The following is a 21,154-nucleotide window of genomic DNA, read 5'->3' as shown; positions in this document are numbered from 1 at the left end:
CCCCCTCCCGCGCCGACGACACCCTGCCCGCGGCCGGGCCCCGCGCCGTTCCGCTCCGGGTCACGAGTGTCACGCGTGTCACGAGTACCGCACCTCCTGGCTGCGTCGGCGGATGACGGTCATCTCGTCGCGCTGGTTCCCCGTGGGCCCGAGGTAGTTGAACGCGTAGGAGAGCTGGGCGTACCCGCCCGCGAGGTGCGTCGGCTTGAGGAGGATGCGCGTGAGCGAGTTGTGGATGCCGCCGCGCAGCCCGGACGTCTCGGCGAGCGGGACGTCGATCGTGCGGTCGGTCGCGTGGTGCATGTACACCGTGCCCTCAGGCATCCGGTGGCTGACCACCGCCCTCGCCACGACCACGCCGTTGCGGTTGTACGCCTCGATCCACTCGTTGTCCGCGACCCCGATCTTGGCGGCGTCGGCGGGCGACATCCAGACATTCGGGCCACCGCGGGACAGGGACAGCATGAAGAGGTTGTCCTGGTACTCCGAGTGGATCGACCACTTGTTGTGCGGCGTCAGGTACCGCACCGCGACCTCGGCGTGACCGCCGGAGGCAGGGTAGCCCGACGGCGACGTGTCGCCCACGACCGGCGAGTCGCCGAACAGGCGGTGCATGTCGAGCGGCGGCCGGAAGATCGGCATGTGCTCGCCGAGCTCGATCATCCAGTCGTGGTCGAGGTAGAGGTGCTGGCGACCCGTGAGCGTGTGCCACGGCTTGAGCCGCTCCACGTTGACGACGAACGCCGAGTACCGGCGGCCCCCGTGCTCCGACCCGGACCACTCGGGAGAGGTGATGACCGGCGTCGGGCGCGACTGCACGTCCGGGAACGTCACGCGCTTGCCCTGCTCGTCCAGGGCGAGGTCCGCGAGCCGGGTACCCGTGCGCTGCTCCACGTGCTCGAACCCCTGCACCGCGAGCCGGCCGTTCGTCGTCCCCGACAGCGCGAGGATCATCTCGCACGCGTGCGTGTCGCGGTCCAGGCGCGGGCGCCCGGCCGCAGGACCGTCCTGGACGAGGCCGTTGCGACGTCCGAGGTCGGCGACCTCGGGCGCGGGCGAGAAGTGCACGCCCTTGGTCACCATGCCCGCCTTCTCCGTGAGCGGGCCGAGCGACGCCATGCGCGCGGCGAACGCCGGGTAGTCCCGCTCGACGACCACGAGCTTCGGCATCGTCACGCCCGGCACGAGCTCGCGCTCCGTCACGGGCAGGCCCGAGTCGGTGAGCGCGCCGTGCGGGACCGCCATCTCGTCAGGGGTGTCGTGCGCGAGCGGCGCCGCGACGAGGTCCTCCCGGACCCCGAGGTGCGTCACCGCGAGCTCGGACACCTTCCCCGCCAGCGTGTGGAAGATGTCGAAGTCGGTCCGCGTCTGCCACGGCGGGCTGATCGCCGGGTTGAACGAGTGCACGAACGGGTGCATGTCCGTCGAGGACAGGTCGTGCTTCTCGTACCAGGTGGCCGCCGGCAGCACGACGTCGGAGAACAGCGTCGTCGACGTCATGCGGAAGTCGAGCGTGACGAGCAGGTCGAGCTTGCCCTGCGGCGCCTCGTCCCGCCAGGTCATCGACCGCGGGCGGCGCTCGGGGCTCGACTCGGCCGCGTTGACCGCGGCGTCCGTGCCGAGCAGGTGCTTGAGGAAGTACTCGTTGCCCTTGCCCGACGACCCGAGGATGTTCGCGCGCCACACCGTCACGACGCGGGGGAAGTTCGCGGGGTCGTCCGGGTCCTCGCACGCGAACCGCAGGTTCCCTGCCTTGAGCTCGTCGACCACGTGCTGCGCGGGTTCCTTGCCCGCCGCGCGGGCCTCGTCCACCAGGTCGAGCGGGTTGCGGTCGAACGTCGGGTAGCTCGGCATCCAGCCGCGCTGCGCCGACTCGACGAGCGTGTCCGCCGTCGTGCGCCCGGAGAACTGTCCCTGCGCGAGCGGCGACGCGAGCGCGTCCGCGGGCAGGCCGTCGTAGCGCCACTGGTCCGTCGCGAGGTACCAGAACGCGGTGCCGATCATCTGCCGCGGCGGGCGCGACCAGTCCAGGCCGCCCGCGTACTGCGCCCAGCCCGTGACCGGCCGGCACTTCTCCTGCCCCACGTAGTGCGCCCACCCGCCGCCGTTCACGCCCTGGCAGCCGGTGAGCGTCGTGAGCGCGAGCATCGCGCGGTAGATCGTGTCGGAGTGGAACCAGTGGTTGGTGCCCGCACCCATGATGATCATCGAGCGACCGCCCGAGTCCAGCGCGTTCTGCGCGAACTCCCGCCCGATGCGCTCGGCCGCCGCGGCCGGGACCCCGGTGAACCGCTCCTGCCACGCGGGCGTCGCGGGCGTCGCGTCGTCGTCGTAGCCCGCGGGCCACTCGCCGGGCAGCCCCAGCTCCGGGCGGTTCACGCCGTACTGCGCGAGCAGCAGGTCCAGCACCGTCGTGACGAGCCGCCCGCCGACGCGGCGGGCCGGGACCCCGCGCACGACGACGCCCGCGCCGCCCAGGTGCGCGGCGGCCTCGTCGCCCGGCGTCGGGTCGAGGTCGAACCGCGGCAGCGCGACGGCGACCGTCTCGTAGGTGAGCTCCGCCGAGGGAGAGCCCTGGTACCCCGAGGTAGAGCCCTGGTCGGCCGAGGTAGAGCCCTGGTCGGGCGAGGTAGAGCCCTGGTCGGCCGACGGCGGTCGCCCGGGGACGGTGTCGCGAGTGGGGGCGGCCTGCGGGGCACCCCAGAAGACGCCGTGCGGGTCGGCGACCGAGAGCAGCGGGTCGATGTCGCCGAGGTCGAGGTTCCAGCGGCCCGCGTCGGCCTCGCCGTAGCGGTGGCCGAGGCTCCCGTTCGGGACGCGCGGCGTGCCGTCGGCGTCGAGCACGACGGTCTTGAAGCGCGCGTTCGAGGAGGCGGCGTCGTCGTCGCCGGGGCGCCCGACGCCGTCGGGCAGGTCCGCCGCGGTGAGGAACTTCCCCGGGACGTAGGTGGCGCGGCCGGGCCCCGGCGCGTCGCCGTGCTCGTCGAGGACGACGAGGTGCGGGAGGTCGGTGAAGCGCGCCGCGTACTCGGCGAACTGCGGGGTGCGGCGCTGCGCGTAGTGCTCGGTGAGGATGACGTGGCCCATGGCCTGGGCGAGGGCGCCGTCGGTGCCGGGATGGGGTGCGAGCCACTCGTCGGCGAACTTGGTGTTGTCGGCGTAGTCGGGGGAGACGACGACGACCTTCTGCCCGCGGTAGCGGGCCTCGGTCATGAAGTGCGCGTCGGGGGTGCGCGTGACCGGGACGTTGGAGCCCCACATGATGCAGTAGGTGGAGTTCCACCAGTCGGCGGACTCGGGGACGTCGGTCTGGTCGCCGAAGACCTGGGGGGAGGCGACCGGGAGGTCGGCGTACCAGTCGTAGAACGAGAGCATGGTGCCGCCGAGCATCTGGACGAACCGGGCCCCGACGCCGTGGGACACCATGGACATGGCGGGGATGGGGGAGAACCCGGCGATGCGGTCGGGTCCGTAGGTCTTGATGGTGTGGACGTGGGCGGCGGCGACGATCTCGGCGGCCTCGTCCCAGGTGGCGCGCACGAGCCCGCCCTTGCCGCGCGCGGACTTGTAGCGCCGTGCGGTCTGGGGGTCGGTGGTGAGGCGTTCCCAGGCCAGGACGGGGTCGCCGGTGGCGGCGCGGGCGGCGCGGTAGGCGTCCAGGAGGGTGCCGCGGACGTAGGGGTAGCGCACGCGGGTGGGGGAGTAGGTGTACCAGGAGAACGCGGCGCCGCGGGGGCAGCCGCGGGGTTCGTACTCGGGGGAGTCGGGGCCGACGGAGGGGTAGTCGGTCTGCTGGGTCTCCCAGGTGATGATGCCGTCCTTGACGTAGACCTTCCAGGAGCAGGACCCGGTGCAGTTCACGCCGTGGGTGGAGCGCACGACCTTGTCGTGGGACCAGCGGTCGCGGTAGAACACGTCGCCCTGGCGCCCGCCGGTCAGGAACACCTGCCGCAGGTCGTCGGACACCTGCCCGCGCCGCAGGTGCTTGCCGAGCCGCAGCAGCGCGTCCTCGACGGGACCGTCCGACGTCGTCGTCATGCCGCTCGCCCGCCGCCGGACGTCGAGGGCCGGGCACGGAGCGGTCGCGAGGGCCCACGCACCGGCAGCGCTGACGGCACGGACACGTACGACATGCGGGCCTCCTGGGCGAGCAGGGACGGCGGGTCGGTCCACAGCCACTATGCCCAGAACGGGCGGATCGCGCGCGCCGAGCGCGACGCGCCCGACACCCCGCCCTACCCGGCCACGCGGGTCGCTACCGTGGCGCCATGAGCCAAGCCACCGGACCGGCCGCGGACGCGACCGTCGCCGTCGTCACCGTGTCCGACCGCTGCTCGCGCGGCGAGGCGGAGGACCGCTCGGGCCCGCTCCTCGCGGGGCTCCTGGAGGCGGCGGGCTGGCCGGTCGTCACGGACCTCGTGCCCGACGGCGTCGCCTCCGTCCGCGATGCCGTCGACCGGGCCGTGGCCGGGGGAGCGCGCGTCGTGCTCACGACCGGCGGGACCGGCGTCGGGCCGCGCGACCTCACGCCCGAGGGGACGCGCGAGGTCCTGGCGCAGGAGCTCCCCGGCGTCGCGGAGGAGCTGCGCCGGCGCGGCGCCGCGCACGTGCCGGCCGCCGTGCTGTCGCGCGGGCTCGCGGGGATCGCGTCGGGCCCGGAAGGCCGGGTGCTCGTCGTGAACCTGCCCGGCTCGACGGGCGGCGTGCGCGACGGCTGGGCGGTCCTGGAGCCGCTCCTCCCGCACGTCCTCACCCAGCTCGACGGCGGCGACCACTGACACCAGGCGATCCGTGCCTGCTCGGCGCGGGGCCGGGTCAGCCGCCTGCGAACGGGGGCAGGACGTCGACCGTCTCGTCCGTACCGATCGGGGTGGCGTCGGTGGACGCGCGGATGCCGCCGACGAGGAGCGAGCAGCGGGGGAGCACGTCCGCCAGGGCGGGGTGGCGGGCGACGAGCGCGGCGTGCAGCTCGCCGGCCGTCGTCGCGTCGACGCTCTCCGTCTCGGTGCCGGCGGCGTCGCGCGCCCCGGCGAAGTAGCGGACGGTCACCATCGGTCAGTCCTGCGTCTCGGCCGCCGCCGTGCTGGGCAGCTCGGGCTCCGGCGTCCACGCGAGCGCGAGCTCGGCGGCGCGGTCCAGGACGTCCTGCACGGTACGGCCCGAGCCGTCGTGCGCGGCCAGCCCGGCGACGTAGCCCGCGACGAACGTCGTGAGGGGCGCGGCCGGACGCTCGATGCCGTGCGCGGCGTCGCGCGCGAGGTCGAGGATCGCGCCGATGTCCACCACCTGGGGGTCGAGGTCGAGGTCGCCCGCCAGCGCGTCGACCCAGCGCTCCAAGTTCGTCATCGTGGCCTCCTGCTGTCGTCCGGGGTGTCGTCGGGCGCCGGTTCCGCACCCGCGCCCAGGCGGCGGTCCTGCTCGCGGGCATCCTCCCACGTGTCGACGTCGTCGGTGGCGCCGTCCTCGTCGGGGACGGCGAGCGCGGGCAGTCCCGCGAGCAGGCGGCGCACCGAGGCTCCGTGCAGCGCGGGCAGGGCGTCGAGCGCGCCCTGGAGCGCGGCCCGCTCGTAGAGCCCCACGAGCCACTGGTCGCGCCCGCCGCGCACCGCGTGCACGGCGACCTCGCCCGTCCGCCGGCGCGCCGCAGCGAGCAGCGCGGGCACCGCCTCCGCGGCCCGGGGGACGTCGCACGCGAGCACGAGCACCCAGGCCGCGCCGCCGTCGTCAGGCCCGGGCAGGGCCGCCAGCCCGGCCGCGATGCCCGCGACGGGCCCCCCGAAGGGCGGGTCCTCGCGCGTCAGGGCGTAGCGGGCGGGGTCGGCGAGCTCGTCCGGCCCGACGACGACGGTCCGCACCGCGCCGGCGGTCGCCGCGAGCGCGTGCTCCAGCAGGGGACGGCCCCCGACGACGACGCCCGGCTTGGGCGTCCCGAGCCGCGCCGCACGACCCCCGGCCAGCACGACGGCGTCGAAGACGAACGCCGGGCGGGGTTCCGTCACGGCTCGCGGTGCCAGTCGCCGGACTTGCCCCCGGTCTTGGCGACGAGGCGCACGTCCGTGAGCTCGACGGACTTGTCGAGCCCCTTGACCATGTCGACGACCGCGAGGCCCGCGACGGCCACGGCGGTGAGCGCCTCCATCTCGACGCCCGTGCGGTCGGCGGTGCGCACGGTCGCGGTGACGTCGACGCCGTGGTCGCCCACGACGAGGTCGACGACGGCGCCGTGCACCCCGATGACGTGCGCGAGCGGCAGCAGCTCCGCCGTGCGCTTGGCGCCCGCGATGCCCGCGATGCGCGCGACGGCGAGCACGTCGCCCTTGGGGACGGTGCCGTCGCGCAGCGCCGCGACGATCTCCGGCGAGCACCGCACGACGCCGGTCGCCGTCGCGGAACGGACGGTGGGCTGCTTGGCGGTGACGTCGACCATGCGGGCGTGGCCGCGCTCGTCCAGGTGCGTGAAGTCGTGCGTGGGGCTCATGGCGCCACTCTCGCACGCGCGTGCGGAGAGGGTTCCCGACGGTCAGTCCAGGAGCAGGACCCGGACGGCGTCGCCGGGCTCGACCGACGTGACGTCCGCGTCGACGACGGCGAGCGCGTCGGCGTGCGCGAGCGCGCTCACGCGGTGCGAGCCGGACCCCCGCGCCTCCGCGGGGTCCGCGCCGCGGTCGCGGTGCCGGCCGGCCGGGACGACGCGGGCGCCGTCGGGCGCGGTGTGCCGCACGAGCACGAGCTGCTCGCGGCCTGCCGGCGAGGACCAGCCCTCGGCGGCGACGCGGCCGACGAGCGCACGCCCCTGCCCGGGGACGCCCCGCAGGCGGTCCAGGACGGGGCGCACGAACAGCTCGAACGACACGAACGCGCTCACGGGGTTGCCGGGCAGCGCGAGCCACGGGACGCCGCGCCACCGCGCGAGGCCCTGCGGCTTGCCGGGCTGCATCCCGACGGCGACGAGCCGCGCGTCGGCGACGGCGCCCTCCCACGCCGTCCCGGCACGCGTCGCGGGGTCGAGGATCTCGCGCACGACGTCGAACGCGCCCGCGCTCACCCCGCCCGTGCTGACGAGGAGGTCGGGCGGGGCGCCGTCGAACGCACCCAGCAGGTCGTCGAGGGCCGCGACGAGCGCGGCGGCCGTGTCGCCGACCGCGCCCCGCCGCACGACGTGCGCCCCGGCCGTGCGCGCCGACGCGGCGAGCAGGACGGAGTTGGAGTCGGGGATCCGACCCGGCCCCGGCGCGGTCCCCGGCGCGACGAGCTCGCTGCCCGTGGAGAGCACCGCGACGCGGGGCGCGCGGTGCACCGGCACGGTCGCGTGCCCCGCCGACGCCGCGACCGAGACGTGCCGAGCCGTCAGCACGGCTCCCGCCTCCACGACCACGTCACCGCGGCGCACGTCCTCGCCCCGCGCCCGCACGTTGCTGCGCGACGCGTCGTGGACCTCGACGGTCGCGGGGCCGCTCCCGGCCGCCCCCGGCGTGAACCGCCCGGTCGACGTGCGCTCGACCGGGACCACGAGGTCGGCGCCGCGCGGCACCGGCGCCCCGGTCATGACCCGGACCGCCTCGCCGACCCCGAGGAGGGCGTCGAGCCCCGGTGCCCCCGCCGCGACGTCGCCGACCACGCGCAGCGCGACCGGCGACGCCGTCGTGGCCCCGGCCACGTCCTCCGACCGCACCGCGTACCCGTCCATCGCGGACGCGTCGAACGCGGGCGCGTCGAGCGTCGAGACGACGTCCGCCGCGAGGACCGCCCCGACCGCGTCCTCGAGCGGGACGTCCGTCGACGGCGTCGGGCGGACGAGCGCGAGCGCGTCGTCGGCGTGCTGGGCGATCGTCCGGCGCGGCTCGCGGGTCATGCCCGCACCGTAGCGGAGCCCGGGTGCCGACTCCGGACGAGTGGGCTAGGTTGGAGGCGGAGTCATGAAGCGGCCCGCAGCCCCCCGAACTTTGGGAGGACACCATGGCCTCGATCTCCGCGACCACCACCCCCAGCCCCGAGCAGACCGCTCCCGTGCGCCCCGCAACCCTCGCCGAGGTGCTCGCCGTGGGCACGCACCTGCTCGTGGGGCAGTACCGCGTCGAGCTCGGCACCGGGACCTGGTGGTGGTCGGACGAGGTGTACACGATGCACGGCTGGACGCCGGGGGACGTCGAGCCGAGCCTGGACGCGCTGCGCTCGCGCAAGCACCCCGACGACCGGGCCCGCGTCGTCCGCGCCGCGACGGACGCGATCCGCTCCGGCCGCCCCTTCTCGTGCGCGCACCGCATCGTCGACGGGCACGGCAAGGCCCGCTCGGTCGTCGTGACGGGCCAGGGCCGCCGGGACGCTCGCGGCCGCGTCGTCGAGATCGCGGGCTACGTCGTCGACGTCAGCCCGACCCACAAGGAGGCGCTGGAGCGCGAGTCGCAGCGCGCCGTGACGCGCGCGTTCGTCAGCCAGGCCGCCGTCGAGCAGGTCAAGGGCGTGCTCATGGCCGTGCACGGCGTCGACGACGTCGCGGCCGGCCAGCTCCTCGCCGAGGCGGCGGGCGAGGCGGGCGTCCCGGTCCAGGAGACGGCGACGCAGGTCATGCGCGCGCTGAGCAAGGCCGGCGGGGTGGGCCCGACGGCCGAGGCGACGGTCGCGGGGGCGCTCGCCGCCGTGCGCCCGGTCGCCCGGCCCCGCGCGCACGACGCCCAGCTCGCCCGCCGCCGCGAGCCCGCGCGCTCGTGAGCCGGAGCAGAGGACCCCGACGGAACGGAGGGACGACATGACGGACGAGACGGCCTTCCCGGCCCAGCAGCAGGAGCCGCCCGGCCTCACGAGGCCCATGGACCCGGCGCCCGACCACGGCGAGGAGTCGTACCGGGGGAGCGGGCGGCTCGAGGGTCTGCGCGCGCTCGTGACGGGCGGCGACTCGGGCATCGGCCGCGCCGTCGCGATCGCCTACGCGCGCGAGGGCGCGGACGTCGCGATCGGCTACCTGCCCGAGGAGCAGGAGGACGCCGAGGAGACGGCGCGCTGGGTCCGCGAGGCGGGCCGCACGTGCGCCCTCCTGCCCGGCGACCTGACCGACGAGGCGACCGCCCGCGACCTGCCCGGGCGCGCCGTCGCGGAGCTCGGCGGGCTCGACGTCCTCGTCAACAACGCCGGGTTCCAGATGGCGCGGCGCGAGTCCATCGAGGACGTCACGACCGCGGAGATCGACCGCGTCCTCAAGACGAACCTCTACGCGCTGCTCTGGGTCACCCAGTCGGCGCTCGAGCACCTGGAGGAGGGGTCGGCGATCGTCAACAACTCGTCGATCCAGGCGTTCCAACCCTCGACGTCGCTGCTCGACTACGCGTCGACCAAGGCCGCGATCAACAACCTCACGGTGAACCTCGCGGCGGAGCTCGGGCCGCGGGGCATCCGGGTCAACGCCGTCGCTCCCGGACCCATCTGGACCCCGCTCCAACCGGCCACCCAGCCGGAGGAGAAGATCGAGACGTTCGGCCAGGACACGCCGCTCGGGCGGGCCGGGCAGCCCGCGGAGGTCGCGCCGGCGTTCGTCTTCCTCGCCTCCCCGACGGACGCGAGCTACGTCTCCGGCACCGTCCTCGGGGTGACGGGAGGCAAGCCCGTGTTCTAGGGCCTGGAAGAGACCTCCCCGTGCGGGCCGCGGACGGATCGGCCGAGGGCCGCGACCCGCCCGGGAGGGTCGGAGGGCAGGCGTCCGCGCCTGCCCGGGGGCGGGTCCGCCGCGAGAGCGGCGGTGCCCCAGGGACACCAGCCGCCACGCCCTGTGCGGGCGAGACGGCCACCGCCCCCGACCCGTCCGGGCGCCCAGCCCGGGCGGGGCCTCCGGCACGACCGGTGAGGCGGGCCGCGCACGACGTCGCGGCCCGCCTCCCTGGGTACCGGTCGCTGTGAGGGCGGCCTACGCTGGGCCCGGGGAACCCGTGAGGAGGCCGAGATGACGAGCATCGAGCAGAGCGTCGAGCAGGGCACGGTCGGCATGCCGGCGGGTCCGGGAGCCACCGTCCCCGCCCCGCAGACGGGGGGCGTCGCCGGGTTGCCCGAGATCGTGGGCGGCGTCGAGGACCAGAGCGTCGCCGGGCTCGTCGCGGACGCCGCGCGGGCGCTGGCCGACGAGCCGACCCTCCAGCAGACGCTCGACCGCGTCGTCGAGCTCGCGGTCTCCATGGTCGAGGGGTGCGAGTCCGCGGGCATCTCGCTCGTCACGCGCGGGCGGATCGAGAGCCCCGCGGTGTCCGACCCGCTCGTCGCGCGCGGCGACGCGCTCCAGTACGAGCTCCACGAGGGGCCGTGCCTGGACGCCGTCCACGACCACGCGCTGGTCGAGTCGGGCGACATCGAGTCCGACGCGCGCTGGCCGCTCTGGGCGCCCGCCGTCGCGCGCGAGCTCGGGGTCCGGTCGATGCTGTGCGTGCAGCTCTACACGTCGGAGAACGCGCACGGCGCGCTCAACATGTACTCGACGTCGCCCGACGCCTTCGGGCCCGACGACTACCACCTCGCGTCGACGTTCGCTGCCGTCGCTGCTGCCGCGATCTCCGCCGCGCGCACCGAGGAGCAGCTCCAGTCCGCCGTCCAGACGCGCACCCTCATCGGGCAGGCGCAGGGCATCATCATGGAGCGCTACTCGCTCACGGCCGGGCGCGCGTTCGCGGTGATGAGCCGCGTGTCCCAGGACGCGAACATCAAGCTCGTCGACATCGCGCGCCACATCGTCGACACGCGGCGCATCCCGGGGGTCGGGGCCGACTGAGGCGAGGCCGTCCCCGGCGGGCCCCGTGCCGCGGGCCGGTCCGGACGGTCCGTCGGTCAGTCGAGCGCGCCCGTGGGCGTGCCGTCGTCCGCACCTCCGAGGAGCCGGTCGATGCGACGTCGGGCAGTCTCGTCGAGCGCGCCTCCGCCCGCGCCCGCCACGCTCCCGTCGACGACGGCCGCGACCAGCCGGCGCGCGAGCTCGCGCACGGGCACGTTCGCGTCGTTCGAGCGTCGTCGCAGCAGCTCGAACGCGTCGTCCGGTCCGATCGCGAACGCCGTCATGAGGACGCCCTTGGCCTGCTCGATCACCGAGCGTGACGCGTCCGCCGCGCGGATCGACGCCGTCGCCTCGCGCCGGGCCGCCTCCTCGTGCGCGGTCGTCAGGTCGACGAAGTACCCCACGACGGCCGCCCACGGGGCCCCGCCGTCGAGGCGGCGGCCCTGCGCGGCCACGGCGAGCGTGCGAGTCCGGCCCGTCGCGTCCACGATGCGGTGCATGGACCCGAACGGCTCCCCGGTGCGCGCCGCGTGCGCGAGCTCGCTCGCGACGCGCTCCCGGTCCTCGGGGTGCTTGTGGGACAGGACGAGCGCCGTCGTCGGGACGACCTCGCCGGGCGCGAAGCCGTGCATCTCGTACACCTCGTCCGACCACCACCACGTGTCCGTGGCGACGTCGACGCGGAAGCGCCCGACCGGCTGGGGGTCACCCGGGCCGAGGGCGGCGAGGAGGTCGGCGAGAGCCGGAGGGACGACGTCGTCGGGTTCCGCGACGTCGGAGGGCAGGACAGCGTCCATCGATGGGGGTCCCCGGAGATCGATCAGGACGGAGCCGATTCCTGACCCCAGCAGAAGGAAGATTAGCCCAGGGGCGGCGCGAGGGAGGACTCATGACCACGCAGGTCAGCGACGGGCGTGACGAGTCGGCCGACGAACGGTCCGACCGCAACTGGGCCGAGCTGCTCCAGGAGCTGCGCGTCATGCAGATGGGCGTGCAGATCCTCACGGGGTTCCTGCTCACGCTGCCGTTCCAGCAGCGCTTCGGCGACCTCGACTCGTTCCAGACCGGTGTCTACCTCACCCTCGTGGCGCTCGCCGTGCTGTCCACCGGCCTGTTCGTCACGCCCGTGAGCCTGCACCGCGCGCTGTTCCGCAAGCACCGCAAGACGGCGCTCGTCACCCTGAGCGACCGCATCGCCCGGGTCGGCGTGCTCGTCCTCGCGTTCGTCGTCACGGGGACGGTCCTGCTCGTGGTCGACGTCGTCGTGAACCGCACCGCGGCGCTGTGGTCGAGCGGCTGCGCGCTCGTCCTGCTCGTCGGCCTCTGGTTCGTCCTCCCGCGCCTCGTCGCCCACGGCTCCGCGACTGGTCCTGCACAGGTCCATGGAGCGCACCCCTGACGACGCGGTCTGAATTAGTGCCCGACTCCACCCGGAACGCAGGGGGTGGCCGCAAACGGTCCAGATGGTGAGAACCCTTATGCGCCCGATGGTCGATCTGCGACGGTTGGCCCCGTTCGCCCTCAGCAGGGGGGCCGAAAGCAGGGAGACGCGATGAAGCGAACGATCATTGGCCTGGTCACCACAGGTCTGCTGGCACTCGGTGGCAGCGTCGGCCTGGCGGTACCGGCGACGGCAGCCACGGCCGATTGCCCGTTGGGGTATTCGTGCCAGTGGCGAGACACCGGCTACCGGACGGGCTCGGTCGAGGCCGGTCACTTCTCCTTCTTCGAGTGCCAGTACGACTTCTCTTGGCGTACGTACGCGGGCGTCGGCGGTAACGGTGGCTACTCAGTGAGCTCGGTCTCCAACAAGGGCAGGTACGAGTACGCCTTCTACTACATCAACCCGGGTTATCAGGGCCCTTCCTTCGGCCTCAAGCCCGGGTCGGGCGACGGCAACTTGGGCGACAGCGGAGGGAATGCTCCCGCTGGGTTCAACGACGAACTGCTCTCGGGGGCGTTCGGCTCGGTCGAGTACGGGTGCAAGTAGTCGTAGTGGGTGGTCGTGGGGCTGTCGAACATGACGACATCGACAGCCCCGCCCCACCACGTCCCCGGGTCACGGGTGCCGAAGTCTGAAGGGGTTGAGAGCTGCGATGCGAGTTCGAGCGTTGTCCGGGGTTGTCGGTGGGGCGGTCTTCTGCTTTGTCGTCGCGGGATGCGGAACGATGGAGGCCGACGGGGGTTTGGAACGCGATCACGAAACAGCGGCAGGATCGGTCGAGGCGGCAGCGCCGGGCGACGGTGAAAAGAACCGGCTGAAGTGGGTGATGCCCCTGGACGCGTACAGGGTCGACAACGCCCTCGGCGACGCCGCGGAGGGCGTGCTGGTCGAGGCGTGCATGCGGGACGAGGGCTTCGATTATCAGCGTCCGCAGGTCGACGTCTCGGTGCGTTCGGAGTCCATGTCGCTCGGTGGGCGACGGCTGTTCAACGTCGAGACGGCCGCGCGGTGGGGGTACAGCGGGGCGCCCGACCCGAACGCCGCCATCATCAGGGCGGCGAGCGAGGAGTCGATGTCCTGGTCGCCGGAACAGGACGAGCAGTTCTGGGCGTGCGTCGACGAGGCGCGAGAGGAGCTGCCCACGGAAGGCATGCGGATCAACAACGCCCTCGCCGGCCTCGGCGCGTCGGCCTGGAACGGCGCGGCCCTGGATCCCGCGGTCGTGGCGGCAGCCGAGAAGTGGGTGACGTGCATGCAGCCGCTCGGCGTCACCGATCTCCCGTCGAGCCCGAACGGCGAGGACGGTGGGACGCCGACCGAGACGATGAGCGCGTCGTTCGGCGAGATCGCCGACGGTATGGAGAACGAGCGGACGCCGGAGCAGAAGGCGGAGGAGATCCGGCTCGCGACGTTCGACGCCGAGTGCCAGGAGAGCTCCGGCTACGCGCAGGCGCTGTACGACGCGGAGTGGGAGCGTCAGACGACGGTCGTCGCGGAGAACGAGGACGCGCTGGCCACGCTCCTCGAGGAGAAGAATGCCTTCGAGAAGCAGTCCCGGGAGATCTTGGACGGGGCGGGGGTCGGGTGATTCCTCGCCGCCGCGTCGTCGTCGGGGCGGTCGTGACCGTCCTCCTCGTCGGGGGGCTCGTGGGCGGGTGGTTCGCGGCGGCGAGCTTCCAGTCCCCGGCACAGGTCGCCGCGAACGCGGCACCTCCGCCGCCCGGTGACATCGTGGCGACGGTGACCTTCGGTGCGCTGTCGGAGCAGATCACTGCGCGGTCGGACGTCGTGCGCGAGTCGGCGGCAAGCGTCCAGGTCGCCGCCGGGAGCGGTGACCAGTCCGTGGTGACGGCTGTCGGGGTCCCGGCGGGTTCCGAGCTGCGGGCGGGCGCTGTCGTGCTGGAGGTCAGCGGCCGTCCCGTCATCGCCACCACCGGGGCGTTCCCGTACTACCGCGACCTCGTCGAGGGAGCGACCGGCCCGGACGTCGAGCAGCTGCAGCGGTTCCTGCGTGACCTCGGCTACCGCGTGGGCGGCCTGGGGGAGTTCGGCCCGCAGACTGCCCAGGCCGTGCGCGCCCTCTACAAGGACATCGGGTACGAGCCGACCACCCGCGAGGCGCCCGCCGACGAGTTGCAGACGCCGGGTCAGAACGCGCCGGCGCCGTCCACCGGCGATGCGGTATCTGAGGTTGCTCCGACCGACGGCACAGGCACCGACCCGGCCGCTCCGGTCGACGGCACGACCGGCTCCGTCGCGCCGGCGGCCCCCGCGCAGCTCGTGGTCGTGCCGCGCGGCGAGCTCGTCGTCACGGGCTCGCTGCCCGCCGTCGTCGGCACGACGCCGGACGTGGGGGACGTGCTCACGGCCGAGAACGCGACGATCACCCTGGGCCAGGGCGCCGTCGTCGCGCAGGCGAAGGTGGCGGTCTCGGTCCTTCCCGTCCTCGGCGAGGGGATGACCGCGACGCTCTCCGGCCCCGACGGCACGGTGCTCGACGCCACGCTCGGCGCGATCCCCGCCCCGCCGACGGCGACGGGGGACGAGGCGGCCCCGGTCGAGGTCGGGGTGCCGTTGGTGGCGGCGCAGCCGATCGACAGCACGTGGCTGGGGGCGAACGTGCTCACGACGATCACGGTGTCCGCGGTGGCCGACGAGGCTCTGCGTGTCCCGGCCCGTGCCGTCGCCGTGCACTCCGACGGCACCGCCGTCGTCCAGCGGCGCGAGCCCGACGGCTCGTTCCGCGAGGTCGAGGTCCGCGAGCTCGGGCGCCTGGGCGGGACCAGCGCCGTCGAACCCGTCACCGCCGACGCCCTGTCGGCGGGCGACGAGGTGAAGGTCGAGTGACGACGTTCGACCTCGCGGGGGTCACCAAGACGTACCCGGGCGCGCAGCCGGTCGAGGCGCTGCGAGGGGTCGACCTGAGGATCGGCCCGGGGGAGTTCCTCGCCGTCGAGGGCCCGTCCGGCAGCGGCAAGTCGACGCTCCTCAACATCCTCGCCCTCCTGGACGCGCCGACCTCGGGCACGTACCGGCTCGACGGCCGGGACGTCGCCTCCCTCGGGGAGCGTGAGCGGGCGCGCCTGCGCGGGGAGACGTTCGGCTTCGTGTTCCAGGGGTTCCACCTCATGGACCACCGGACGGTCGTGGACAACGTCGAGCTCGGCATGCTCTACGCCGGCGTGCCCGCCGACGAGCGTCGCCTCAGGGCGCTGGAGGCGCTGGACCGTGTCGGGCTCTCGGAGACCGCGCACCGTCGCGCCAGCGACCTGTCGGGCGGGCAGCGGCAGCGCGTCGCGATCGCGCGTGCGCTCTCGGTCGGGTCTGGGACGATCGTGGCCGACGAGCCGACCGGCAACCTCGACACCGCGACGTCGGAGTCCGTGCTGGAGCTTCTCACCGACCTGCACCGCACCGGCACGACGGTCGTGCTCGTCACCCACTCGCCGGAGATCGCGGCTCGCGCGCAGCGGCGGCTCGTGGTGCGCGACGGCCTCGTCGTCACCGACACCGGAGGCGTCGGTGCAGGTGCGGCCGAGGGCGTCGGCACCGCCACCACGGCGGTCGCGGGCCTCGACCTGCTGCTCGCCGGGCCGTCGCCGGAGGCGACGGGACCGGCCGGGGGCGAGGACCGACGTCGGGCACGACACCGGGTCGGGTTCCGCACGGTGGTCCGTGACGCGGCCGCGTCGGTCGCCTCCCGACGCGGCCGCACCGCCACGCTCGCGGCCTCCGTCGCGGTCGGGGTGGCCCTGGCCCTGACGACGGTCGGTCTCTCGGCGTCGGCGCAGGCCCAGGTCTCCGAGCGGTTCGACGCCCGGCTCAACCGGGCCGTGACCCTGACGATGCCCCTCGCCGCTGCCGAGGCGGGGCTGCCCGTCGTCGTCGACGGGACCGCGCCGGGCGTGCCCGGGGAGGCCGTCGCCCGGCTCGCGGACCTGCCCGGTGTGGACGCCGCGGCGCTCGTGTCCCGGAACGGGATGATGACGGTCGCCCTGCCGGGCGAGGCCGCCAGCGTGCCGGACGCCTTCCTGCTCGGCGTCGGCGACGGCATCGACCATGCCGCGGAGCTCGGCGTCGACTGGGCAGGCGGGACGCCGGGCCCGCTCGGGGACGGCGAGGTGCTGCTCGGGCGGGCGATCGCCGACCGGCTCGGTCTCGGGCCGCTCAGCGCGCGCCCGCAGGTCGTGCTCGACGGACGGTCGTTCGTGGTGCGCGGCATCGTCGACCAGGGCTATCGCGTCACGAACGTCATCCAGGCGGTCCTCGTGCCCGTCGACGTCGCGGCCGCGCTGCGACCCGCCGCGGAGCACGAGGTCTACGTCTTCACCGCGACCGGCGCAGCCCAGCAGGTCGCGGCGCAGGCCCCCCTCGTGCTGCGGCCCAGCACACCCGAGGCGTTCACGATCGTCGCGCCGCCCGACCCTCGCGGCCTGCGCGGGGAGATCGAGAACGACGTCCGGACGATCCTCCTCGTCCTCACGGGGGTAGCGATCCTCGCCTCGGTCGTCTCCCTGACGAGCGCGATGACGATGTCCGTGCTCGAACGCTCCCGGGAGATCGGGATGCGGCGCGCGATCGGCGCCCAGGCGCGCCACGTGAGCCGGCTCGTCATGACGGAGGCCGCGCTCGTGGGTGTCGTCGGCGGCGTCGCAGGCGCGGCCACGGGAGTCGCCGCCCTCCTGGCGATCACCATCGCCCGACGCTGGACCCCGGTCCTCGACCTGGGACACGTCCCGGTCGCGGTCGCGGGTGGCGTCGTCGTCGGGGTGCTCGGCGGGGTAGCGGCCTCCCTGCGCGCGCGCCGCATCCAACCGAGCGAGGCGCTCCGGGTGTGACCCCCCGTCGAGATGGCGACTCCCGGGTCGAGATAGCGACCCCGGCCACCATCGAGGCCGCGGGTCGCTACGTCGCGGCGGCGCGGCGGACGGGGCCGAGGGTGAACAACAGGGTGAGGAGAGCGGTGAGCGCGAGGAGCGCGAAGCCGAGGCCGTAGGTGCCCTCGAGCTGGTAGACGACGCCCATGAGCAGCGGCGGGATGAAGCCGCCGAGGCCGCCGGCCGCGCCGACGAGGCCGGTGACCGCCCCGACCTTCTCGACCGGCGCGACCTTCGAGACGAGGGCGAACGTCGCGCCCGACGACGCGCCGAGCGCGGCGGCGAGGCCGAGGAACGCGATCGTCCCGACCGGCACGAGCGACGGCTGGAACGCGACGACGGCGGCGAGCGCCGTGACGACGGCGAAGCACCCGACGGAGACGGGCACGCCGCCGAACCGGTCGGACAGCGCGCCCCCGACGGGCCGCATGAGGACGGCGAGCACGACGAACCCCGCGGTGCGGGCGGCGGCGTCGGACGCGGTGAGGTCGTAGGCGTTGACGAGGAACGTCGGCAGGTAGACGGAGAACGCGACGAACCCGCCGAACCCGACGGCGTACAGCCAGGAGAGCTGGAGGGTGGCGGGCAGGCGGAACGTCGCCCAGGTGCGGGCCCAGAACCCGCCCGCGGGGGCGGTCGCGCGGCCGGGCGGGACGCGCAGCAGGAGCCACGACACGACGGCGAACACGGCGAGGACGGCGGCGACGAGGAGGAACGGCGCGGCGTCGCCCCACGCGTCGCGGATGCGCACGGTGGTGAAGGCGGAGATCGCGGTGCCGCCCATGCCCATGCCGAAGATCCCGACGGCGGTGCCGCGGCGCGCGGGCGGGTACCAGGCGTTGACGAACGGGACGCCGACGGCGAAGGCCGTCCCGCCGAGGCCGAGGAAGAAGCCGCCGACGAGCAGCGCGACGAAGCTGTCCGCGACGAGCCCGACGAACAGCACGGGCAGGATCGTCAGGGCGCTGACCAGCGGGAACATGATGCGCGCGCCGTAGCGGTCGGTGAGCGCGCCCACGGGGATGCGCCCGAGGGAGCCGACGACGACCGGGACGGCGACGAGGACGGACACCTGGACGTCGGTGAGGTGGTAGAGCTGCCCGTACGCCGCGCCCAGCGGGCTGATGAGGGCCCATGCCCAGAAGTTCACGGCGAACCCGATCGTCGCGAGGACGAGCATCAGGGTCGGGGAGGCGGTCGAGGAGGTCGTCGTCGGGGCGGGGCCCGCGGTCCCGCTCGCGTGCTGCTGCGCCATGGCGACTCCTGGTGGGAGGTGCCCGTCGTCGGGCACGGGGAGGTCGTTGCGTCGAGCGACTCCACGCTAACGACGCTCGTCGCGCCCCGCGCGGCGAACCACCCGTACCGTGGGGGCGTGCTCGACTGGCTCTTCGGGGGCGTGGCCCTGCTCAACGTGTACGCGCTCGCCCTCGTGGTGCTGCGCGCCCCGCTCTACCGCACGCGCCTGTACCGGCCGATGCTGCTCAACATCGGGCTGTCGATCGCGCCCGTCATCGTCCTCGGGCTCGTCGTCGTCCTCGACGCCGTGCTCATCGCGGGCGGCGCCCCGCCGTGGGTGGTCCTCACGGTCGCGGGAGCGGGGTTCCTCGTGTGGCTCCTGCTGCTGCCCAACGCGGGGTACCTCGTCACGGAGCTCAACTACAGCCACCGGCAGGAGGGCGAGGACGTCCCGCTCTGGTACGACATCGTCGCCGTGCTCACGCTCGCGATGTCGGGCGTCATGAACACGGTCGTCAACGTCTTCCTCGCGCAGGCGCTGCTCGCCCTCGTGCTGTACCCGAACGACGACGACCCGTTCCGGCACGCGTCCTCGTGGATCGCCGTGCTCGTCGTGCTCGCGCTCGTGTCCGTGGGCATCTACCTGGGCCGGTACGTGCGCTTCAACAGCTGGGACCTGGCCCACCCCGTCGAGTTCGTGCGCAAGCTCGGCACGCACTTCCGGGCCCGGGGCGCCGTGCGCGCCGCGCTCCTGTTCGTCCTGCTGCACACGCTGTTCTTCGCGTTCATGTACGCGATCGTCATGGGACCCGTCACGACGCTCCTCGTCCGCGGGGCCTGACGGGCACGCCGCCCGCCCCGTAGGATGCGCGCCGTGACGTCGACCGCGCCGAGGGCCGCCCGCAGCATCCCGCTGCTCCGCGCGGTCGTCGGGACGTGGCCCCGCCGTGTCGCGTTGGCGGTCGTGCTCGGCCTCGTGGCGGGGACGGCGGCGGCCGGCGGGTTCGCGCGGCACGTCGCCGCCGAGGCGGGGCCCGCCCACGCCGCCGCGGGGGAGCCCGTCCCGACGGGACCGTTCGACCTGACGGTGCGGTCGTGGTCCGTGACGGACGCCGTGCAGGTCTCCGCGCTCGAGGACTCCGGCGCCGACGCGTGGCTGGTCGTGGTGGTGGGTGCGCTGGACACCGACCGCGAGCCCCGACGTCTGGACCGCACCGCGGTGACGCTCCCCGACGCGCTGCCGGGCGGGCTGGCGCTCGCGGGCGACGCGGAACCGGACCGCCCGGACCCGACGCTGCTCGTGCGCGACGCCTCGGTCTACCCCGAGCTGCAGCCGGGCCTGGCCGAGGACGTCGCCCTGCTGTGGCCTGTGACGGTCCCCGAGGGCGGCGCGACGTCCGCCGCCCCCGACGAGCCGCTCACCGTCACCGTCCCGAGCTTCCGCTACCGCGACATGACGGTCGGCGGCGGGCGCCGGTGGGCCGAGACGGGCGCCGTGGTGCTCGTGGACGTCCCGCCCGGCGACGTCCCGCCGGAGATCGTGGACCCGCCCGAGGACGAGGAGGCGTGGTGACCGAGCCCACCGTGGACACGGCGACCACCCCGGCGACCGCGGGCGATCCCGCGACCGCCGGTGAGCCCGCCGCGCCCGTGCGCCCGCGGCGTGCGGACGTCGTCGTGACCGTCGTCCTGCTCCTCCTCGCCGTGGGCGTCGGGGCCGCGGTGGCGCGCGTCGACACGTGGTGGCCCACGCTCACGGCGACGACGACGCGCGGCGGCGTCGGCGAGGTCGTCACCGCGGGCCCGCTGCGCGTGCGCGTCGACGACGTGCGCACGGGCACGGTGCTCGAGGACGGGTTCGACACGCTGACGACCGACGGCGCGTGGGTCGCCGTCGATCTCGCGGTGTCCGGCACCACGAAGGAGGCCGGCATCGAGGCGCTCGAGCTGCGCGACGCCGCGGGGCGCGACCACGCGGCGTCGCACCGCGCGAGCAACACGATGATGAGCACGTTCGTGGACCCGGACGTCCCCGAGGCCGGGACCGTGGTCGTCGAGGTGCCCGGGCGTGCGCTCGACGGGGACGTCGTGCTGCGGGTCCTCACGGAGCACGACGACGCGGACATCGACCGCCCGCAGGCGGTCGCCGAGATCGACCTCGGTCGCCTGGAGCGGCCCGCGGCCGACGCCGTCGTCGACGTGGTGCGGCCCGCGCTCGTCCCCGGGGGGTGGGACGGATGAGCGGGAGCGTGGGGTGGTGGCGCGCGAACCGGTGGTGGCTCGTCGTGCTGGCGGGGGCGCTCGCGGCGCTCGGCACCCTCACGTGGCGCTCCGACGCGGTGCAGGGGTGGTGGGCGTCGGCGCCGCACCGCGCCCACACGGCCGACGCCGAGGGCTGGGCGCAGGTCGGCGACGTCCGGGCGCGACTCGCCGGGCTCGAGGAGGTCGACTGGCTCGACGACGGGTACGGGGACCGCATCGAGGCGCCCGACGGCTACACGCTCTGGGCCGCCGACGTGTCGCTGCGGTCGGACGCGCCCGACGCCCCGGCGAGCGAGGAGGAGACGTACTCGTCGTGCGAGGTCGTGCTGCTCGACGCCGCCGGGCGCGAGTTCACGGCGGGCGCGTCGGCGCTCCCGGGCATGCCGTTCCCCGAGGCCCCCGTCTGCACGGGCGCCGTCTCGAGCCGCAGCACGCAGTACTTCCTCACGCCCGACGACGCCGTGCCAACCGAGGTGCGTCTCGTCGAGCCGGAGCTGCTCCCCGCCTACTGGTCGCTGCCCGTCCCTGACGCGGCCTGACGGTCCGCACCCCGACGAGACGGTTGACAAGCCTCTGCTAAATGATCAT

The 21,154-nt window shown here is 74.6% G+C and carries 21 protein-coding genes; 13 read left to right on the top strand and 8 right to left on the bottom strand.

What is annotated here, in order from left to right; translation table 11 throughout:
- Positions 1-78 precede the first annotated feature (78 nt).
- A complete protein-coding gene (locus NHH00_RS16545; protein WP_253054250.1) occupies positions 79-4,038 on the bottom strand; it encodes a nitrate reductase subunit alpha in 3,960 nt (1,319 codons plus the stop codon).
- Positions 4,039-4,268: 230 nt separating this feature from the next.
- Here NHH00_RS16545 and NHH00_RS16540 point away from each other — a divergent pair, with 230 nt between their 5' ends.
- Positions 4,269-4,778: a MogA/MoaB family molybdenum cofactor biosynthesis protein gene (locus NHH00_RS16540; protein ID WP_253054248.1), complete on the top strand. Its 510-nt coding sequence runs from the start codon at positions 4,269-4,271 to the stop codon at positions 4,776-4,778.
- Positions 4,779-4,815: 37 nt separating this feature from the next.
- Here NHH00_RS16540 and NHH00_RS16535 read toward each other — a convergent pair whose 3' ends face one another.
- Genes NHH00_RS16535 through NHH00_RS16515 form a run of 5 tightly spaced genes read right to left on the bottom strand, consistent with a single transcriptional unit; the run spans position 4,816 to position 7,852 of the window.
- Positions 4,816-5,052, bottom strand: a complete 237-nt coding sequence (locus NHH00_RS16535) for a MoaD/ThiS family protein (RefSeq protein ID WP_253054246.1) — start codon at positions 5,050-5,052, stop codon at positions 4,816-4,818.
- 3 nt (positions 5,053-5,055) lie between these two features.
- Complete coding sequence (locus NHH00_RS16530; RefSeq protein WP_253054244.1) at positions 5,056-5,346, bottom strand: DUF6457 domain-containing protein; 291 nt, start codon at positions 5,344-5,346, stop codon at positions 5,056-5,058.
- On the bottom strand, positions 5,343-5,999 hold the full coding sequence (gene mobA, locus NHH00_RS16525; protein ID WP_253054242.1) for a molybdenum cofactor guanylyltransferase: 657 nt from the start codon (positions 5,997-5,999) through the stop codon (positions 5,343-5,345). The genes NHH00_RS16530 and mobA overlap by 4 nt, the downstream gene beginning before the upstream one ends.
- Complete coding sequence (gene moaC, locus NHH00_RS16520) at positions 5,996-6,478, bottom strand: cyclic pyranopterin monophosphate synthase MoaC (protein ID WP_047233669.1); 483 nt, start codon at positions 6,476-6,478, stop codon at positions 5,996-5,998. Before moaC ends, mobA begins: the two co-directional genes overlap by 4 nt.
- A 42-nt stretch (positions 6,479-6,520) precedes the next feature.
- A complete protein-coding gene (locus NHH00_RS16515) occupies positions 6,521-7,852 on the bottom strand; it encodes a molybdopterin molybdotransferase MoeA (RefSeq protein WP_253054240.1) in 1,332 nt (443 codons plus the stop codon).
- A gap of 104 nt (positions 7,853-7,956) precedes the next feature.
- Here NHH00_RS16515 and NHH00_RS16510 point away from each other — a divergent pair, with 104 nt between their 5' ends.
- From NHH00_RS16510 to NHH00_RS16500, 3 genes are all read left to right on the top strand, one after another.
- Positions 7,957-8,709 (top strand): PAS and ANTAR domain-containing protein, encoded by a 753-nt coding sequence (locus tag NHH00_RS16510; RefSeq protein WP_253054238.1) that lies wholly within the window; start codon positions 7,957-7,959, stop codon positions 8,707-8,709.
- Positions 8,710-8,746: 37 nt separating this feature from the next.
- Positions 8,747-9,607 (top strand): SDR family oxidoreductase, encoded by an 861-nt coding sequence (locus tag NHH00_RS16505; protein WP_253054236.1) that lies wholly within the window; start codon positions 8,747-8,749, stop codon positions 9,605-9,607.
- A gap of 324 nt (positions 9,608-9,931) precedes the next feature.
- A complete protein-coding gene (locus NHH00_RS16500) occupies positions 9,932-10,747 on the top strand; it encodes a GAF and ANTAR domain-containing protein (protein ID WP_253054234.1) in 816 nt (271 codons plus the stop codon).
- A 56-nt stretch (positions 10,748-10,803) separates the two neighbouring features.
- Here the strand turns inward: NHH00_RS16500 and NHH00_RS16495 are convergent, their stop codons facing one another.
- The gene (locus tag NHH00_RS16495) at positions 10,804-11,544 is read right to left on the bottom strand and encodes a PAS and ANTAR domain-containing protein (RefSeq protein ID WP_253054232.1); all 741 of its coding nucleotides are present in this window, start codon (positions 11,542-11,544) and stop codon (positions 10,804-10,806) included.
- A gap of 92 nt (positions 11,545-11,636) precedes the next feature.
- Here NHH00_RS16495 and NHH00_RS16490 point away from each other — a divergent pair, with 92 nt between their 5' ends.
- From NHH00_RS16490 to NHH00_RS16470, 5 genes are all read left to right on the top strand, one after another.
- The gene (locus NHH00_RS16490) at positions 11,637-12,146 is read left to right on the top strand and encodes a DUF6328 family protein (protein ID WP_253054230.1); all 510 of its coding nucleotides are present in this window, start codon (positions 11,637-11,639) and stop codon (positions 12,144-12,146) included.
- A gap of 153 nt (positions 12,147-12,299) precedes the next feature.
- The gene (locus tag NHH00_RS16485; protein ID WP_253054228.1) at positions 12,300-12,737 is read left to right on the top strand and encodes a hypothetical protein; all 438 of its coding nucleotides are present in this window, start codon (positions 12,300-12,302) and stop codon (positions 12,735-12,737) included.
- A gap of 280 nt (positions 12,738-13,017) precedes the next feature.
- Positions 13,018-13,779, top strand: a complete 762-nt coding sequence (locus tag NHH00_RS16480) for a hypothetical protein (protein WP_253054226.1) — start codon at positions 13,018-13,020, stop codon at positions 13,777-13,779.
- Positions 13,776-15,038, top strand: coding sequence for a peptidoglycan-binding protein (locus NHH00_RS16475; RefSeq protein WP_253054224.1), 1,263 nt, complete (start codon positions 13,776-13,778; stop codon positions 15,036-15,038). The genes NHH00_RS16480 and NHH00_RS16475 overlap by 4 nt, the downstream gene beginning before the upstream one ends.
- Positions 15,035-17,029 (top strand): ABC transporter ATP-binding protein/permease, encoded by a 1,995-nt coding sequence (locus tag NHH00_RS16470; RefSeq protein WP_253054222.1) that lies wholly within the window; start codon positions 15,035-15,037, stop codon positions 17,027-17,029. Before NHH00_RS16475 ends, NHH00_RS16470 begins: the two co-directional genes overlap by 4 nt.
- Before the next feature lie 67 nt (positions 17,030-17,096).
- Here NHH00_RS16470 and NHH00_RS16465 read toward each other — a convergent pair whose 3' ends face one another.
- The gene (locus NHH00_RS16465; RefSeq protein WP_253054220.1) at positions 17,097-18,323 is read right to left on the bottom strand and encodes an MFS transporter; all 1,227 of its coding nucleotides are present in this window, start codon (positions 18,321-18,323) and stop codon (positions 17,097-17,099) included.
- A gap of 117 nt (positions 18,324-18,440) precedes the next feature.
- Here NHH00_RS16465 and NHH00_RS16460 point away from each other — a divergent pair, with 117 nt between their 5' ends.
- The 4 genes from NHH00_RS16460 to NHH00_RS16445 are packed head-to-tail and all read left to right on the top strand — an operon-like array spanning position 18,441 to position 21,105.
- On the top strand, positions 18,441-19,145 hold the full coding sequence (locus NHH00_RS16460; RefSeq protein ID WP_253054218.1) for a DUF1361 domain-containing protein: 705 nt from the start codon (positions 18,441-18,443) through the stop codon (positions 19,143-19,145).
- A 33-nt stretch (positions 19,146-19,178) separates the two neighbouring features.
- A complete protein-coding gene (locus tag NHH00_RS16455) occupies positions 19,179-19,877 on the top strand; it encodes a hypothetical protein (RefSeq protein ID WP_253054216.1) in 699 nt (232 codons plus the stop codon).
- Positions 19,874-20,545 carry a DUF4352 domain-containing protein gene (locus NHH00_RS16450; protein WP_253054214.1) on the top strand — a complete coding sequence of 224 codons (672 nt, stop codon included), beginning with the start codon at positions 19,874-19,876 and terminating at the stop codon, positions 20,543-20,545. Before NHH00_RS16455 ends, NHH00_RS16450 begins: the two co-directional genes overlap by 4 nt.
- A complete protein-coding gene (locus NHH00_RS16445; RefSeq protein ID WP_253054212.1) occupies positions 20,542-21,105 on the top strand; it encodes a hypothetical protein in 564 nt (187 codons plus the stop codon). Before NHH00_RS16450 ends, NHH00_RS16445 begins: the two co-directional genes overlap by 4 nt.
- Positions 21,106-21,154: the final 49 nt, after the last annotated feature.

Source organism: Cellulosimicrobium cellulans (assembly GCF_024124905.1).
GTDB classification, from domain to species: domain Bacteria; phylum Actinomycetota; class Actinomycetes; order Actinomycetales; family Cellulomonadaceae; genus Cellulosimicrobium; species Cellulosimicrobium cellulans_G.
This window is presented reverse-complemented; position numbering and strand designations above follow the sequence as displayed.